Genomic DNA, 16399 nt, shown 5'->3' with positions numbered 1-16399 from the left:
AGAACCTACTATGCGCATGCCGATTTGCAAATGCTTGAAATCACAGTGCACTATGCTTATAATACACTCATGTTCAATCTGATCTCCCTGCTCATCGGCGCTATCGCGCTCGTTCTGTCCTTCATCGGGCTGGTGCCGCTGCTCGGCTGGACCAACTGGCTGATCCTTCCGTTCGCGGGGATCGGTGCCCTGTTCGGCCTGATCTCATCGCGTACCAGCGGCATGTATTTCTGCCTGATCGTGATGGCCATATGCATGCTCCGGCTGTGGATCGGTGGAGGCATCATCTAGCAGGGCGTTCGGGTTTTCCCGGCGATAGCTTTTCTTGATTGCCGGACCGCGGCGCTGCGCTTAAGCGCAGACCGATGTTCAGCGGACTTTCCAGTAGCCGAATCGGTCTTATCCAAGCGCTGATTGCCTGCCTCTCCTGGGGGCTGATGCCGGTCTATTTCAAACTGCTGCAGAATGTGGATGCCCTGGAAGTCGTCAGCCACCGCATCGTCTGGTCGGTGCCGTTGCTGCTGCTCATCCTCTATTTCCGCAAGAATTTCGCGAGCTTGGTTGCTGCTGCCAGAGACCGGAAGTTGCGCTGGCTGATGTTGACCAGTTCCTGCCTGATCGCAGCCAACTGGCTGATCTACGTCTGGGCGGTGCACGAGGATCATATCTTGGCGGCCAGTCTCGGCTATTTCATCAGCCCGCTGATGACCGTCCTTATGGGAAGGCTGTTTCTGGGAGAGACCCTTTCCCGCAGTAAATGGATCGCCATCGCGATCGCCGCTGTGGGCGTTTCCGTCCTGGCGATGCAGGCGCTCGACACACTCTGGATCAGCCTCGCGCTGGCCGCATCCTGGAGCTGCTACGCCCTGGTCCGCAAGATTGCCGAGATCGGACCGATAACCGGGCTGACGGCGGAGACGGGCCTCTTGTTCCTTCCCTTCATGCTGCTGCTGATCTGGCTGACCTTCAACGTCCCGGCTTCCGGTTCCGACCAGCATTTTGGCGATGACCGGACGATTGACCTGCTGCTGATCGGCGGTTCCATCGTCACCGCCATCCCGCTGCTGCTGTTTGCATCCGCGGTCAAGAAAATGACCCTCGCCGCGATCGGTCTGCTCAACTATCTGGCACCGACGATCCAGTTTCTGATCGGGGTATTTGTCTATCGGGAAGCCGTGACCCTGTCGCACATGGTCTGCTTCCTGCTTATCTGGATCAGTCTCGCGCTTTTCTCCACCGATTCCTACCGTGCCGGCAAGGCCGCCCGAGCGCTGCCATCCCTCTGAACCGCTTGACGGCTCAGTCCGCCGCAAGGCGCCAGGGCAAGGCGGAACCAGCGTGAAACGGAACCAGCGTTGACCCCGAAGATTCGATCTGGTCGGGAATCGAACCGTCTATGCGTTCCAGCGTCACCCTGCCCTCGTTGAGCGGCAATCCGTAAAAATCGGGGCCGTGCTCGGAGGCGAAACCTTCCAGCCGGGCGAGCGCATTTTCTTCGGCAAACACGGCGGCATAGCTTTCCAGCGCATAAGGCGCGTTGAAGATGCCAGCACAGCCGCAGGCCGACTGCTTGGCAGCGATTTCGTGCGGCGCGCTGTCGGTGCCGAGAAAATAGCTGGCCGAACCGGAGGTCGCCGCCTTGCGCAGCGCCAGCCGGTGCCGTTCGCGCTTGGCCACCGGCAGGCAATAGGCATGCGGACGGATGCCCCCGGCGAACATCGCGTTGCGGTTGATATGCAGATGATGCGGCGTGATCGTTGCGCCGATATTGGGCCCGGCGCTGTCGACGAACTGCACCGCCTGCTCCGTCGTGATATGCTCGAACACGATTTTCAGGCCGGGGAGGTCGCGGATCAGCTTTTCGAGTACGCGATCGATGAACACCGCCTCGCGATCAAAGATATCGATCTCGCCGTCGGTAACCTCGCCATGGACGAGCAGCGGCATGCCGATCGTCTGCATCCGTTCCAGCACCGGCATGATATGGGTCACGTCGGTCACCCCGTGGGCACTGTTGGTGGTCGCGTTCGCCGGATAGAGCTTGGCCGCGGTATAGATGCCCGCCGCATGGCCGGAAGCGATATCGTCGGCATCCGCGTCATCGGTGAGATAGCAGGTCATCAGCGGGGTAAAGTCGGCTCCCTCCGGCAATGCCGCGATGATCCGGTCACGATAGGCGGCGGCGCTGGCCGCGCTGGTCACCGGCGGTGACAGGTTGGGCATGACAATGGCCCGGGCAAACTGCCGCGCGGTAAAATGTGCCACCGCCGCCAGCATCGCGCCGTCGCGCAGGTGGACATGCCAGTCATCGGGGCGGCGGATGGTGATGCGGTCCTGGTTGTCGGTCATGTGCGGTTCCGTGTTCCGGCACCCGTTACGGCACCTATTTCGGCAAGCCGGGTGCGAGCGGGTTGGTTTTCTGTTCGCAAACCCCTACCTAAATGGCATGACCGAAACCAGACTTAATGATCGCGCCGTCATCCGGCTTTCCGCGACCGACGGATCCGAAGATATCCGCGCGTTCCTGCAGGGACTGGTGACGCAGGACATGATGGCGGTGGCACCCGACGCGCCGCAATGGTCGGCACTGCTGTCCGCGCAGGGAAAGCTCCTGTTCGACTTTTTCCTTTGGGTCGACGGCGATGACATCCTGATCGACTGCGAGGCAGAGCAGGCGGATGCCCTCGTCAAGCGACTGAAGCTGTACCGGTTGCGCCGCAAGATCGAAATTGGTCTGGATGATTCGCTTGCCGTGCACTGGGCCCTGAAGGCAGCCGACAAACCCGTTGATCCGCGCCTGCCTGCGATCGGGCACCGGTGGCTCGGCGCGGCGGCACATGCTGCCGGGGCGGACGATGCATACCGGCAGCATCGCCTTTCGCTCGGCGTTACCGAGGGACAGGCCGAGCTGGGCAGCGACAAGACCCTGTGGCTGGAATGCAATGCCACTGAACTGGGCGGGGTCAGCTTTGCCAAGGGTTGCTATGTCGGCCAAGAAAATACCGCCCGCATGAACTATCGCCAGAAGGTCAACCGGCGCATGGTGGTGGTGCCGATCAGCGAAGCCGACGACAAGCGGCAGCGCCTCGCCTATCCCGCCTACGGGCTGTCGGTAGAGCATCGGCGGGTGGAGGATATCCGGGGACGCGATCTGCCCGACTGGCTGGCGCAGGCGATAGCTCCGGAATGAGGGGCATCGCGCCCGGCGCCTGATCGTGCAGGCAATGGCACAGGCTAGCGAGATCCGGTGCGATGGGGGGCGCCTGCCAGCTATGGCAGCAGCGCCCCGTTCATCGCTTTGACCTGAAGTCGGCTTAGGCGGCGTCGCTTTCTTCGGTCGCGCGCGGCTTCATCACCCGCTTCTTGCGTGCCGGCTTCTTCTCGACCTCGACCTCGGCTGATTTCGAAATCGCGGGCGGCAGGGCGCTGGCATCAAGGCCGTTGCTTCCGCCGTTCTTTTCCGCAGAATCGTCGCGGGCCGCGCCATTGTCCGCCTTCCGGGGACGCCGGCTGCGGACAGGTTTCTTTTCTTCCGCCGCTTCAACGGTATCGCCATTGTTCTGATCATCGCGATCATCATGATCGTTGCGATCATCGCGTTTCTGGCGACCGGGCTGGGACTGCTGCGAACGACCGCGCGGAGCGTCGTCGTCATAGTCGCTGTCATCGTCGTGGCCGTTGCTGTTGCCGCGATTGTCCGAACGGTTGTCGCCGCGCGGTTCCTCGCGCGCAACCCGCTGCTCTTCGCGGCGGGCCATGGTGTCGGCATTGACCCGGAAATAGTGATCGGCAAATTGATGATAATATTCGGCCTGGACCCGGTCACCGTTGACCTGGGCATCCTGCGCCATTTTCTTGAATTTATCGAGCATCTGCACGGCATTGCCGCGCGTCCGGTTGTCGATCCGGTTGTCGCGATCCGATCCGCCGCCGCCACGATTGCTCTGGGGACGGTTGTTGGTGTTCCGGCCGCGCCCACGGCGGCCAGGCTGACGATTGTTCATCAATTTTTGAGTATCCTTAAGTCGTTAATAAACTTGGTCTTTCTCAAGTCATAGCCACACTCTGGTGGCGATTGCGTTGCGGGCAACTTGTCCACAACGGCCCATACAAAACAAACACGCGCCGAAAACCAGCAACATTATCGCAATGGGGGCAGGCCAGTGATATTGGGAAAAAGCCAGAAATCCTCTGGGCCTGAACAAGTCTTAGCGCCTCGTTTCGGCAAATCCAAGCCCTTTTTAGCGACGAAGGATCAGCAACCGGTCGGTACCGGACAAATCCTGTTTAAGATCAACATGATAGCCGCCTTCGGAGGCGATTTTCGAGACAGGGGCCGCTTGGTCAAAGCCGATTTCCAGCAGGGCGGTTCCCCCCGGGGCGAGCAATGCTTCCAGTCCCGGAATGAGGATCCGGTAGTCGTCCAGCCCTGCTTCGCCGGCGAACAGGGCCCGGTGCGGTTCGAAATCGGCGACATCGGCGGACAGGCGCGTCCCGTCTGCCACATAAGGCGGGTTGGCGAGGATCAAGTCAAAACCGGACCCGATGGTGCTGGTCCAGCCGGGCCGGGTCCAATCGAGCAGCAGGAAGCGGGCGCGGCCAGCCATTCCCAGGGCATCGGCATTGTTGTGGGCAATCTGCAGCGCGGCGGCGCTGGCATCCATGCCGACGCCGGCAGCGTCGGGAAACTCGTGCAGCGCGGCGAGCAGCAGCGCGCCGCTGCCGGTACCGAGATCGAGGATCCGCTGCGGAGGCTTGGAGGCAAAAATGCCGATCGCTTGCTCGATCAGCAATTCGCTGTCGGGCCGCGGGATCAGGACATCGGCCGTCACCTCCAGATCGAGGCCCCAGAATTCCTTGCGGCCGATAATATGGGCAACCGGTTCGCATCGCTGGCGCCGCTCGATCAACGCGGCAAAGGCGGCTGGCGCATCCAGCCCGGGCAGCTTCAGCAGCAGTTCGGCTCGATCGATCCCCAGCGCGTGGGCGAGCAGCAGTTCCGCGTCGAGGCGCGGCGTGTCGGACACATCCGCCAGTGCCTGCGCCGCCTCGCGCAGAGCCGCGGCAGCATCACCCATCCAGATTGGCGAGCCGGCTGGCTTCATCCTCGGAGATCAGCGCGTCGACCATTTCCCCGAGCGCAGTCCCCTCGATGATTTCCGGCAGCTTGTGCAGGGTCAGGTTGATCCGGTGGTCGGTCACTCGCCCCTGCGGATAATTATAGGTGCGGATGCGCTCGCTGCGATCGCCGCTGCCGACCATCGACTTGCGCGCCTCGGCTTCCTCGCTCTGCACCGCGTCGCGTTCCTGCTCGTAGAGCCGCGCCGCCAGCACCTTCAGCGCCTGCGCCTTGTTCTTGTGCTGCGACTTGCCGTCCTGGCACTGCACCACCAGCCCGGTCGGCAGGTGGGTGATGCGGATGGCGCTGTCGGTCTTGTTGACATGCTGGCCGCCGGCGCCGCTGGCGCGATAGGTGTCGATGCGCAGGTCCTCGGTGCGGATCTTGATGTCGACTTCCTCGGGTTCCGGCAGGATCGCCACCGTCGCCGCCGAGGTGTGGATACGCCCGCCGCTTTCGGTTTCCGGGACCCGCTGCACCCGGTGGACGCCGGATTCGAACTTCAGCTTGGCGAACACGCCCTTGCCCTGGATATTGGCGACCACCTCCTTGAAGCCGCCGACTTCCGAGGCGTTGGCCGAGATCATCTCGACCTTCCATCCCTGCTCCTCGGCATAGCGCGTGTACATCCGGTACAGATCGCCGGCAAACAGGGCTGCCTCGTCACCACCGGTGCCGGCGCGAATTTCGAGCATTGCCGGCCGCTCGTCGGCGCTGTCCTTGGGCAGCAGTTGCAGCGCCAGCGCGTGTTCCGCTGCGGCCAGCGCCTTTCGGACGCTGTCGACTTCGTCCGCCGCCATCGCCTTCATCTCGGCATCGTCGCCGGCGAGCATCTCGGCCAGGCTCTCCTGCTCGTCGCGCAGCGCCTTCACCTCCGCGGCGGCGATGGCCACCGGCTCGATCTCCGCATATTCCTTGGACACGGCCACGAACTTGTCGCTGTCGAGATCGCCAGAGGCCATCATCGCCTGCAGTTCGGCGAAGCGCGCCTCGATCTGGGCGATACGCTGGGGGGTGATGGCGGTCATGCGGTCAGCGCCTCCGCCAATCCGCTGAGCACGATCTCGCGCTGATCGCCGGTTTCGAGATTCTTGACCGCGGCCACGCCATTGGCGAGCTCGTTTTCACCGATGATCACCGCATGCACCGCACCCGCCGCATTGGCCTTCTGCATCCGCTTCTTCATATTCCCCTTGTAGGCCATGTCGCAGCTGACGCCCGACCGGCGCAGGTCGGCCATGATCTTCATCGCCGCCGCCTCGCAGCCGTCGCCCAGCGGGATGAAAATGGCGTCGGGCCCAGCGACAGCCGGTTCCTCGAGCAACATCCCCAGCCGCTCGATCCCGGCGGCCCAGCCGACCGCCGGCGTGTGCGGCCCGCCCAGCGATTCGATCAGGCCGTCATAGCGCCCGCCCGCCAGCACCGTGCCCTGCGCGCCCAACCGGTCGGTGACAAATTCAAACGCCGTGTGCCGATAATAATCCAGCCCGCGCACCAGCCGGCTGTTGCGCGTCCACGCCACGCCGCAGGCATCCAGCCCCTCGGTGACCTGGGCAAAAAATTCCGTCGCCTCGCTCGACAGATAGGCGTCGATATCGGGCGCGGTGTCTGCAATCGGCCGGTCCTGCCGTTCCTTGCTGTCGAGAATACGCAGCGGATTGCGCTCCAGCCGGTCGCGGCTGTCTTCCGACAGGTCCGCCTTGTGCGCCCGAAAATGTTCGACCAGCGCATCGCGCCATGCGTCCCGGCTTTCCGCGTCACCCAGGGTATTGAGTTGCAGGGACACGCCATCGGCAATGCCGAGTTCCTTCAAAAGCTGGTCGGTAAAACACAGGAGTTCGACATCCGCCGCCGGTTCGCCCGCGCCGATAATCTCGGCATCGAGCTGGTGGAATTGCCGGTAGCGCCCCTTTTGCGGCCGCTCGTAGCGGAACAGGGGCCCGTGCGCCGATAGCTTCAGCGGCACATGTTGCTGCCAGCCATTCGACAGGAACGCCCGGCAGATGCCGGCGGTAAATTCCGGTCGCAGGGTCAGGCTGTCGCCGCCGCGATCCTCGAAGCTGTACATTTCCTTCGAGACCACGTCGGTGGTCTCGCCGAGCGAACGGGCAAAAACCGCGGTCGGCTCGAACACCGGCATTTCGACACCCTTGAAGCCGTAAAGCCGCCGCACCCGCTCGAAGGTCGCCACGACATGCTGAAAGCGTTCCTGATCGTCGCCGAAAATATCCTGCGTGCCGCGCACCGGCTGGGGGGTCTGTATCTTTGCCATGGGCAGCCTTTAGCCGGTGATCCGGCAAAGCGGAATATGTTTTTCATGTCGCCCTGGTGGCCGCACCCTGCACAACCACTGGACGCCGCCGCCAAAAAACGTCATTTGACCGCAAAACCGATTCAGGGGATTTTTTGCATGCGTATCATTGCCATATTGGGCCTTTGTCTGAGCCTGACCCTGCCCATGCCCGCCGCGGCGATGCCGGACGATCTGAGCAAGCCGCGGTATAGCGCCCCGCAAGACACCATCCCCGCGCCGCAGGATATCGCCTATCCCGGGACGATGATGCTCGAAGTCGATGCCCGCGATCATGAACAGGGCATATTCCGGGTCAGCCAGACGATCCCGGTGGCCAAGGCCGGCCCGCTGACCCTGCTCTATCCCGAATGGCTGCCCGGCAATCACGCGCCGCGCGGCGAGATCGAGAAGCTGGTCGGGCTCCAATTCACCGCTGGCGGGCAAGAGCTGGCCTGGGTCCGCGACAATGTCGACGTGTTTGCCTTTCACCTGACCGTTCCCGAAGGCGTGTCGGAGATCAGCGCGACCTTCCAGTTTGTCTCCGCGACCACGTCCAGCCAGGGCCGGATCGTCATGACACCGGCGATGCTCAACCTGCGCTGGCACCAGGTTTCCCTCTACCCCGCGGGCTATTATGTCCGCCAGATTCCGGTTGCCGCGACCGCCATCTATCCCGACGGCTGGCAGGCCGCCAGCGCGCTGCGCCCGCAAACCACCAGTGGCAGCACCGTGGTCTACGAGAAAACCGACTATGACACGCTGGTCGACAGCCCGGTCTTTGCCGGGCAACATTTCCAGACCCACAAGCTGACCGGCCGGGTCCATCTCAATATGGTGGCTGATGACGCGAAATATCTCCAACCCTCCGAGGAGCAGATCGCCCGGCATGGCGCGCTGGTCCGCGAGGCCGAGGCGCTGTTCGGCAGCCATCCCTATGACCGCTATGATTTCCTGCTGGCGCTGACCGACGAACTGGGCGGCATCGGGCTGGAGCATCACCGGTCATCGGAAAATGGCGTGAACCGCGAATATTTCACCGAGTGGGACAGCGGCCCGGGGCGCCGCAACCTTCTGCCGCACGAGCTGACCCATGCCTGGAACGGCAAATATCGCCGGCCAGCCGGCATGTGGACGCCCGATTTCCGCCAGCCGATGCGCGACAATCTGCTCTGGGTCTATGAAGGGCAGACGCAATTCTGGGGCTATGTGCTGGGCGCCCGGTCGGGCCTTTTCTCCAGGCAGGACACGCTGGACGCCTTTGCCGCGATCGCCGCCGATCTCGACCTCAGGGTTGGTCGCAGCTGGCGCCCGCTTATCGACACCACCCATGATCCGATCATCGCCGCCCGCCGTCCCAAGCCTTGGACCAGCTGGCAGCGGTCAGAGGATTATTACAACGAAGGCCTGCTGATCTGGCTCGAGGCCGACCAGATCATCCGCAGCAAGTCCGCCGGCAAAAAGTCGCTGGGCGATTTCGCGCGGTCGTTCTTTGGCGGGCGGGACGGCGACTGGGGCGTGCGCACCTATGAGGAACAGGATGTCATCGACGCGCTCAATGCCGTTCAGCCCCATGACTGGACGAGCTTCGTCGCCGAACGCGTCGACCGGACGACTAGTGAAGCGCCCAAGAACGGCCTCCTGATGGGCGGCTACCGTCTGGTTTTCGTAGACCAGCCGAGCGCCTATATCCGGGCGAACGACAAGCGCCGCAAGCAGATGGATCTCAGCCACAGCATCGGCGTGGTGATGGGGGCGAAGGCGGTGATCAAGTCGGTCGAATGGGACAGTCCCGCCTTTCGGGCCGGCCTCAAGTCCGGGCTCACGATTTCGGCGGTCAACGGCACGGCCTATAGCGACGAGGTTCTGAAACAGGCGATCGAGGAGAACCGGGGAAAAGACGGCAAGATCGAAATTTTTGCCAAAAATGGAGAGGCCTATCAGAATTTTATGGTCGACCATTCGGGTGGCCTGCGCTATCCGGCGCTGGAAAAAATCACCGGAGAGGGTGCCGAGCAACAAGGGGGCATAGACCGGCTGTTGCAGCCAAAAACCAGATAAGGACTACCTTTTCCATGGATATCAACAAGATCGCGATTGGCGATAACCCGCCGGAAAGCCTGAACGTCATCATCGAGGTGCCGGTTGGCGGCGAGCCGGTAAAATATGAGTTCGACAAGGAATCCGGCGCCCTGTTCGTCGATCGTATCCTGCACACGCCGATGCGCTATCCGGCCAATTACGGCTTCGTTCCGCACACCCTGTCGCCCGATGGCGATCCGCTTGATGCGCTGGTCGTGGCGCGTTCGCCGTTCATGCCGGGCTGCGTCGTGCGCTGCCGTCCGATCGCGGTGCTCAATCTCGAGGACGAGCATGGCGGCGACGAGAAGCTGCTCTGCGTGCCGATCGACGCGACCTTCCCTTATTATCGCAAGATCGACGAAGGAAGCCACCTGCCGGAAATCGTGATGCAGCAGATCGAACATTTCTTCACCCACTACAAGGATCTCGAACCCGAAAAATGGGTGCGGGTCGGCAAATGGGGCGACGCCGACGAAGCGCGTCGGGTGGTCCTCGAGGCGATCGAACTGGCAAAGCAAGGCAAGGCAGACGCAACCTAAGCGGACAGCGGCGCGTTAGACTGTCGAGCAGTTTAACAGGAGCGCCGCATGTCCCGGGTCACCAATATCGAGAATTTTGCCCGCGCCGGCTATCTGAGCCGAGCGGTTGTCTATGGGCTTCTGGGCTATCTGACCCTGACAACCGCCCGGTCGCAAGGAACGACCGGCGTGCTCGAGCAGATCGAGACCATGTCGGCGGGCGGCCTGCTGCTGTCTCTGGTCGGGATCGGGCTGCTCGGATACGGTATTTTCCGGCTTTACGGTGCGTGGATGGACCTGCAGGGTCACGGCAGTGATGCCAAGGGGATAGCGGTTCGCCTCGGCCATGCCGCCAGCGGTTTCGCGCATGTCTTCCTGTGCTATTTCGCGTTCAGGGCCGTGCTGGGCTTTTCCGGCGGGTCCGGTGAAGGCGACAGCGCTGGCCAGGCTGCCGGCACGCTCGCCTCGATGCCGCTGGGCGACATCATGCTGGGCATCGTCGGTCTCGGATTTGTCGCGGCAGCCTTCAACCAAGCGGTGAAGGCCTATACCGCGAATTTCATGGCCTTGCTGGACGCGGATGCACCGGCGATGGCCAAACATGTCGGGCGGGCCGGCTATGCCGCGCGCGCCGTGGTATTTGCCGTCCTCGGCTGGCAGATCGCTGCCGCCGCATTGAGCGGCGATACCGGGTCGGTTGGCGGGATCGGCCAGGTTCTGGACAGCTTGCGGTCGACCAACTGGCTTTACATGGCGGTGGCCATCGGGCTCCTGCTGTTTGGGCTTTTCAGTCTTGTCATGGCGCGCTATCGCCGTATCCGGAACGACAATGTGCTGGAGCGACTGACATCCTGACCACCCCGAAAAAAGCAGGCCTTATCCTTCTGGGATGCGCGCTTGTATCCGCCTGTGCCACCCCGGAAACCCGGGTCCGCAACGGCCTGATCAACGCCGGCCTGTCCGCGCCGATTTCCGCCTGCATGGCGGACCGGATGGTCGATCGGCTTTCGCTTGGTCAGTTGAACAAGCTCAATGGCCTCAGCAAGCTGAAAAAGCAGAAGGCCGGCGACGTGACGATCAACGAATTCGTCAAAAGGACCCGCGCGCTGCAGGATCCGGAGATCATCGGTGTCGTGACCTCCTCCGGCGTGGTCTGCGCGGTCAGATAGGTCCCTGGTTCTCCCTTGCCCTCACCAAAGAAGGTGATGGGACACCCCCGTTTGGACCCGCAGCGCTCACGGCTCCGGCTTGCCGCGTCTTCCTCAGCGCATCATGATTGCGTCCGTTGCTGGATCAGCCAGAGCAAATGAGATAGATTTCAAATATGTCCGAAATCCTGATCCGACCTGCAACATCCGCGGACGCCGCGTCTTTCCCCGACATCGAGCGGTCGGCGGGAGAAGCATTTCTCGCGATCCCGGGCCTGGAGTGGATTGCCGGCGATGACGTGATGTCCGCAGCCCAGCACCAGATCTACATCGACGAGGGCACGGCGTGGGTCGCGCTTTCGGACAATCGCCCCGTCGGCTTTGTCACGGCCGCGCGCCATGACGACGCGCTGCACATTCTGGAACTGTCGGTCGAATCGGGCCAGCAGGGCCATGGCATTGGCCGCCGCCTCATGGAAACGGCGAAAGCCCATGCGTCGACCCACGGCGTTCCTGCGCTTTCCCTGACCACGTTTCGCGACCTGCCGTTCAACGAGCGGTTTTATCGCAAGCTCGGCTACCGGACGCTGGAAACGCCAGCACTGCCACAGCGGCTGGCGGACATATTGCAGGCGGAAATCGACAACGGACTTCCCGGCGATCGGCGCTGCGCCATGCGACTGGATATCTGATATCGCGCGGCCCTCCGGTTTCACCTGAAACCTGTTCCGCTACAACAGTCTGGCCAGCCGACAATTATCTTGAATCAGGGTGGAAATGCCCCATCATCTGTGCTTAAGCGGCACGCAAGACTCGCACCCGCGATCGCACCATCTTCAAGCTCGATGAAAGGCTTCACATCTTCCCATGAACATCCATGAATATCAGGGCAAAGAATTGCTCGCCAAACACGGCATCGCCGTTCCTGCCGGCTTTGCCGCGCTTTCCGTTGAAGAAGCCGTTGCTGCAGCCGAAAAACTGCCCGGACCGCTTTACGTCGTCAAGGCGCAGATTCATGCCGGTGGCCGTGGCAAGGGCAAGTACAAGGAACTGGGAGCGGATGCAAAGGGCGGTGTCCGGCTGTCGAAAACGATCGACGAAGTGCGCGCCAATGCCGAGGAAATGCTCGGCAATACCCTGGTGACGATCCAGACCGGTGACGAGGGCAAGCAGGTCAACCGGCTCTATGTCACCGATGGCGTCGATATCGAAAAGGAATTCTACCTCTCGATCCTCGTCGACCGCGCCAGCGGCCGCGTGGCGATGGTCGTCTCCACCGAAGGCGGCATGGATATCGAGGACGTCGCCCACAACACCCCGGAAAAGATCAAGACAATCACCATCGATCCGGCCCAGGGCTTCATGCCCCATCACGGTCGCACCCTCGCTTTCGCGCTGGGGCTGGATGGCGATCTCAACAAGCAGGCGCAGAAGCTCGGTAAGAAGCTCTATGACGCGTTCCTTGCGATGGATTGCGAAATGGTCGAGATCAACCCGCTGGTGGTCACCGAGGACCAGCAGCTGATCGTGCTCGACACCAAGATGAGCTTCGACGGCAACGCGCTGATGCGTCACCCCGACATCGCCGCGCTGCGCGACGAGACCGAGGAAGATCCGGCGGAAGTCGAGGCCAGCAAGTCCGATCTCGCCTATATCAAGCTCGACGGCAATATCGGCTGCATGGTCAACGGTGCCGGCCTGGCGATGGCGACGATGGATATCATCAAGCTCAACGGCGCTTTCCCGGCCAACTTCCTCGACGTGGGCGGTGGCGCAACCAAGGAAAAGGTGACCTCGGCGTTCAAGATCATCCTCGCCGACCCGGCGGTGGAAGGCATTCTGGTCAACATCTTCGGCGGCATCATGAAATGCGACATCATCGCCGAGGGCATTGTTGCCGCAGCCAAGGAAGTCGACCTTTCGGTGCCACTGGTGGTTCGCCTCGAAGGCACCAATGTCGAGCAGGGCAAGGAAATTCTGGCCAATAGCGGCCTGCCGATCGTGTCGGCCGATGACCTCGGCGATGCCGCGAAAAAGATTGTCGCGCAGGTAAAAGAGGCAGCCTGAACCGACGGAAAACCATATCCCGTTCGTCCTGAGCCTGTCTAACGATGCAGGCTCGGCACGAACGGAGACGGCCCTGATGCGGCCAAACCGGAATTGCTGCACCGCAGCGCAAACTTGACGTTTACGTGAACGTAAGCTACGATGGTTGAGAAAATAGAGAAGGAAACAGCAATGAAAATCCTGGTACCCGTCAAGCGGGTGATAGATTATAACGTGAAACCGCGGGTCAAGTCCGACGGCAGCGGCGTCGATCTCGCCAATGTCAAAATGTCGATGAACCCGTTCGACGAAATTTCCGTCGAGGAAGCCATCCGCCTGAAAGAGGCCGGCAAGGCTGAAGAAATCGTCGCCGTTTCGGTCGGCCCGCAAAAGGCCCAGGAAACGCTGCGCACCGCGCTCGCCATGGGCGCAGACCGCGCCATCCTGGTGGTCACCGACGAGGAAGTCGAGCCGCTCGCCGTCGCCAAGATCCTCGCCAAGATCGTCGAGGAAGAACAGCCCAGGCTGGTCATCACCGGCAAACAGGCGATCGATGACGATTCCAACCAGACTGGCCAGATGCTCGCCGCCTTGCTCGGCTGGGGCCAGGGCACGTTCGCCAACACCGTCGAGCTGGACAGCGACTCGATCACCGTCAAGCGCGAAATCGACGGCGGCCTCCAGACGGTAAAGCTCAGCCTGCCCGCCGTGGTCACCACCGACCTGCGCCTCAACGAGCCGCGCTATGCCTCGCTGCCGAACATCATGAAGGCGAAGAAAAAGCCGATGGATGAAAAGACACCGGCCGATTACGGCGTCGACATCACCAAGCGCCTGACCACCACCAATGTCTCCGAGCCGCCGGTTCGCCAGGCCGGTGAAAAGGTCGAGGACGTCGATGCACTGGTCGCGAAATTGAAGGCTGTCGGCGCGATCTGATAGCCAGGTTTTATCCGTTAGTCCTGAGCCTGTCGAAGGACGACTAAGGTCTTGAAGCGCACTTCGACAAGCTCAGTGCTAACGGACCGGACAAGATTGAAGGAGTTACACAAATGAAAACTCTCGTACTCGTAGAACATGACAACAAGACCATGAAGGACGCCACCCTGGCCGTGGTCACCGCTGCCTCGCAGCTCGGCGAAGTCCACGCGCTGGTGCTCGGCTCCGGCTGCGCTGCCGTCGGCGAACAGGTCGCCAAGGTCGCCGGCGTCGCCACCGTGCACGTCGCCGACGATGCGGCGCTCGAGCATCAGCTCGCGGAAAACGCCGCGCCGCTGATCGCCAGCCTGATGGAAACGCACGACGCCTTCCTCGCGCCCGCCACCACCACCGGCAAGAATATCGCCCCGCGCGTCGCCGCCCTGCTCGACGTCATGCAGATCAGCGACATTCTCTCGGTCGAAAGCGAAGACACGTTCACCCGGCCGATCTACGCCGGCAACGCGATCGCCACGGTCAAGTCGAGCGATGCCAAGAAGGTCATCACCGTCCGCGGCACCGCCTTTGACAAGGCCGCCACCGAAGGCGGCTCGGCCAGCATCAAAGGCGTCACCGGCGCCGGCGAATCCGGCCTGTCGAGCTTCGTCAGCGAGGAAATCGCCAAGTCCGAACGCCCCGAGCTGACCAGCGCCAAGATCATCGTCTCCGGCGGCCGCGCGCTCGGTTCCTCCGAAAAGTTCGAGGAAGTCATCACGCCATTGGCCGACAAGCTCGGCGCCGGCATCGGCGCCAGCCGCGCCGCCGTCGACGCGGGCTATGTCCCGAACGACTATCAGGTCGGCCAGACCGGCAAGATCGTCGCTCCAGAAGTCTATATCGCCATCGGCATCTCCGGCGCAATCCAGCATCTCGCCGGCATGAAAGACAGCAAGATCATCGTCGCGATCAACAAGGACGAGGACGCGCCGATCTTCCAGGTCGCCGATATCGGCCTGGTTGCGGATCTGTTCAACGCGGTGCCGGAGTTGACAGGCAAGCTGTAAGCCTTCTCCCTCAAGGGAGAAGGATACGCAGCCTTGATGCGAATGCATCTAGGCGCAGTTGGATGAGGGTGCTCCGCCATCGAGAGTGCAGTACACCCTCACCCAGCTACGGCTACATTCGCTACGCTCATCAAGCCTGCGCATCCCTCTCCCTCACGGGAGAGGGATACATCCCTAAACCGTAAAACTCTCCCCGCACCCGCAAGCGCCCTTGGCGTTCGGGTTCTCGAACACAAAGCCCGCGGTGAAATCATCCTCCACCCAGTCCATGGTGCTGCCGATCAGGTATAGCACCGAGCCGCCATCGACATAGAATATCCCGCCGGGGGTGACGATCTTCTCGTCGAACGCGACTTCCTCGCTGACATAGTCGACCGAATAGGCGAGGCCCGAGCAGCCGCGGCGCGGGGTCGACAGCTTGACGCCGATTGCGTCGTCGGGCGCCTTGGCCATCAGGTCAGCGATGCGCTGCTCCGCCGCCGGGGTCAGCTGGATCGCTGCCGGAATTTCGCGGGTCTTGGTTGTCGTGTCGGTCATCTTCTTTCTCCGATGCCGTTAGCCCTGAGCTTGTCGAAGGGCGCTTCTCGTCCGAGAGGCGTGGTTCGACAGGCTCACCACTAACGGATTACTTCTTCCTTCTTCTCCCCTCCCGCCAGCGGGAGGGGAATAGTTCACAGCATCCCCAGTTCCAGCTTCGCCTCGTCGCTCATCTTGCCCGGGTCCCACGGCGGGTCCCAGACGAGATTGACTTCGGCATGGCCGACGCCGGGGACGCTGCCGACCTGCAGCTCGATCTCGCCGGGCATCGATTCGGCGACCGGGCAATGCGGCGTGGTCAGCGTCATGGTGACAATCGCGTGATTGTCGGGGGTGATCTCGACGCCATAGATCAGGCCGAGATCGTAAATATTCACCGGAATTTCCGGATCGAAAATCGACTTCAGCGTGTCGATCACCGCCTCGTAGACATCGCCGCCGGCTTCGCCCGCCGGGGTCTCCGCCGGTTTCTGCGCGAGAAAGCCCTCGAGATAATCCTTCTTGCGGCTGAGCTTGGCCGAATCGCTTTCCGCTTCATAGGGCGACGGCGCCATCACCGGCGCGAGCTTGTCTGCCGGACTGTCGTCCACCGCATCCTCGACCTTGGCCAGTTTCGGCTTCTCGACGCTGTCGACTTCTTCCACCAATATCTTCCGTTCTTCATTCATGTTGGTCAC

General features: G+C 62.1%; 18 protein-coding genes. 11 read left to right on the top strand and 7 right to left on the bottom strand.

All coding sequences use genetic code 11. The features are described 5' to 3' along the window. Positions 1–30: 30 nt before the first annotated feature. Both V7650_RS04195 and rarD read left to right on the top strand, forming a co-directional pair. On the top strand, positions 31–291 hold the full coding sequence (locus V7650_RS04195; protein WP_335654993.1) for a hypothetical protein: 261 nt from the start codon (positions 31–33) through the stop codon (positions 289–291). 74 nt (positions 292–365) lie between these two features. After that, positions 366–1286, top strand: a complete 921-nt coding sequence (gene rarD / locus V7650_RS04190; RefSeq protein WP_335654992.1) for an EamA family transporter RarD — start codon at positions 366–368, stop codon at positions 1284–1286. A 13-nt stretch (positions 1287–1299) separates the two neighbouring features. Here rarD and pyrC read toward each other — a convergent pair whose 3' ends face one another. Continuing rightward, a complete protein-coding gene (gene pyrC, locus V7650_RS04185) occupies positions 1300–2349 on the bottom strand; it encodes a dihydroorotase (protein WP_335654991.1) in 1050 nt (349 codons plus the stop codon). A 97-nt stretch (positions 2350–2446) separates the two neighbouring features. Between pyrC and ygfZ the strand changes: the two genes are divergently transcribed. After that, a complete protein-coding gene (ygfZ, locus tag V7650_RS04180; RefSeq protein WP_335654990.1) occupies positions 2447–3190 on the top strand; it encodes a CAF17-like 4Fe-4S cluster assembly/insertion protein YgfZ in 744 nt (247 codons plus the stop codon). Positions 3191–3314: 124 nt separating this feature from the next. Here ygfZ and V7650_RS04175 read toward each other — a convergent pair whose 3' ends face one another. The 4 genes from V7650_RS04175 to hisS all read right to left on the bottom strand — a co-directional run bounded on the left by V7650_RS04175 (position 3315) and on the right by hisS (position 7391). Further along, the gene (locus V7650_RS04175; protein WP_335654989.1) at positions 3315–4004 is read right to left on the bottom strand and encodes a DUF4167 domain-containing protein; all 690 of its coding nucleotides are present in this window, start codon (positions 4002–4004) and stop codon (positions 3315–3317) included. A 237-nt stretch (positions 4005–4241) separates the two neighbouring features. Further along, on the bottom strand, positions 4242–5078 hold the full coding sequence (gene prmC / locus V7650_RS04170) for a peptide chain release factor N(5)-glutamine methyltransferase (RefSeq protein ID WP_335654988.1): 837 nt from the start codon (positions 5076–5078) through the stop codon (positions 4242–4244). Then, positions 5071–6147: a peptide chain release factor 1 gene (prfA, locus tag V7650_RS04165; RefSeq protein ID WP_335654987.1), complete on the bottom strand. Its 1077-nt coding sequence runs from the start codon at positions 6145–6147 to the stop codon at positions 5071–5073. Before prfA ends, prmC begins: the two co-directional genes overlap by 8 nt. After that, positions 6144–7391: a histidine--tRNA ligase gene (gene hisS / locus V7650_RS04160; protein WP_335654986.1), complete on the bottom strand. Its 1248-nt coding sequence runs from the start codon at positions 7389–7391 to the stop codon at positions 6144–6146. The genes prfA and hisS overlap by 4 nt, the downstream gene beginning before the upstream one ends. Before the next feature lie 138 nt (positions 7392–7529). Here hisS and V7650_RS04155 point away from each other — a divergent pair, with 138 nt between their 5' ends. From V7650_RS04155 to V7650_RS04120, 8 genes are all read left to right on the top strand, one after another. Then, positions 7530–9470, top strand: coding sequence for a M61 family metallopeptidase (locus V7650_RS04155; RefSeq protein WP_335654985.1), 1941 nt, complete (start codon positions 7530–7532; stop codon positions 9468–9470). Positions 9471–9484: 14 nt separating this feature from the next. Beyond that, positions 9485–10030, top strand: a complete 546-nt coding sequence (gene ppa / locus V7650_RS04150; protein WP_335654984.1) for an inorganic diphosphatase — start codon at positions 9485–9487, stop codon at positions 10028–10030. 48 nt (positions 10031–10078) lie between these two features. Further along, complete coding sequence (locus V7650_RS04145) at positions 10079–10864, top strand: DUF1206 domain-containing protein (protein WP_335654983.1); 786 nt, start codon at positions 10079–10081, stop codon at positions 10862–10864. A gap of 137 nt (positions 10865–11001) precedes the next feature. Beyond that, positions 11002–11178, top strand: a complete 177-nt coding sequence (locus tag V7650_RS04140; protein ID WP_335654982.1) for a hypothetical protein — start codon at positions 11002–11004, stop codon at positions 11176–11178. A gap of 155 nt (positions 11179–11333) precedes the next feature. Further along, the gene (locus tag V7650_RS04135) at positions 11334–11849 is read left to right on the top strand and encodes a GNAT family N-acetyltransferase (RefSeq protein WP_335654981.1); all 516 of its coding nucleotides are present in this window, start codon (positions 11334–11336) and stop codon (positions 11847–11849) included. Positions 11850–12024: 175 nt separating this feature from the next. Then, a complete protein-coding gene (gene sucC, locus V7650_RS04130) occupies positions 12025–13224 on the top strand; it encodes an ADP-forming succinate--CoA ligase subunit beta (RefSeq protein ID WP_335654980.1) in 1200 nt (399 codons plus the stop codon). Between the two features lie 171 nt (positions 13225–13395). Beyond that, positions 13396–14142: an electron transfer flavoprotein subunit beta/FixA family protein gene (locus V7650_RS04125; protein ID WP_335654979.1), complete on the top strand. Its 747-nt coding sequence runs from the start codon at positions 13396–13398 to the stop codon at positions 14140–14142. Between the two features lie 113 nt (positions 14143–14255). Next, positions 14256–15185: an electron transfer flavoprotein subunit alpha/FixB family protein gene (locus V7650_RS04120; RefSeq protein WP_335654978.1), complete on the top strand. Its 930-nt coding sequence runs from the start codon at positions 14256–14258 to the stop codon at positions 15183–15185. A 174-nt stretch (positions 15186–15359) separates the two neighbouring features. Here the strand turns inward: V7650_RS04120 and V7650_RS04115 are convergent, their stop codons facing one another. After that, positions 15360–15722: a HesB/IscA family protein gene (locus V7650_RS04115; protein ID WP_335654977.1), complete on the bottom strand. Its 363-nt coding sequence runs from the start codon at positions 15720–15722 to the stop codon at positions 15360–15362. Positions 15723–15856: 134 nt separating this feature from the next. Continuing rightward, positions 15857–16390 (bottom strand): SUF system Fe-S cluster assembly protein, encoded by a 534-nt coding sequence (locus V7650_RS04110; protein ID WP_335654976.1) that lies wholly within the window; start codon positions 16388–16390, stop codon positions 15857–15859. Positions 16391–16399: the final 9 nt, after the last annotated feature.

It is taken from the genome of Parasphingorhabdus sp. (assembly GCF_036964565.1).
Classification (GTDB): domain Bacteria; phylum Pseudomonadota; class Alphaproteobacteria; order Sphingomonadales; family Sphingomonadaceae; genus Parasphingorhabdus.
The sequence above is the reverse complement of the archived record's forward strand: the minus strand, read 5'-3'. Positions and strand labels throughout refer to the sequence as shown.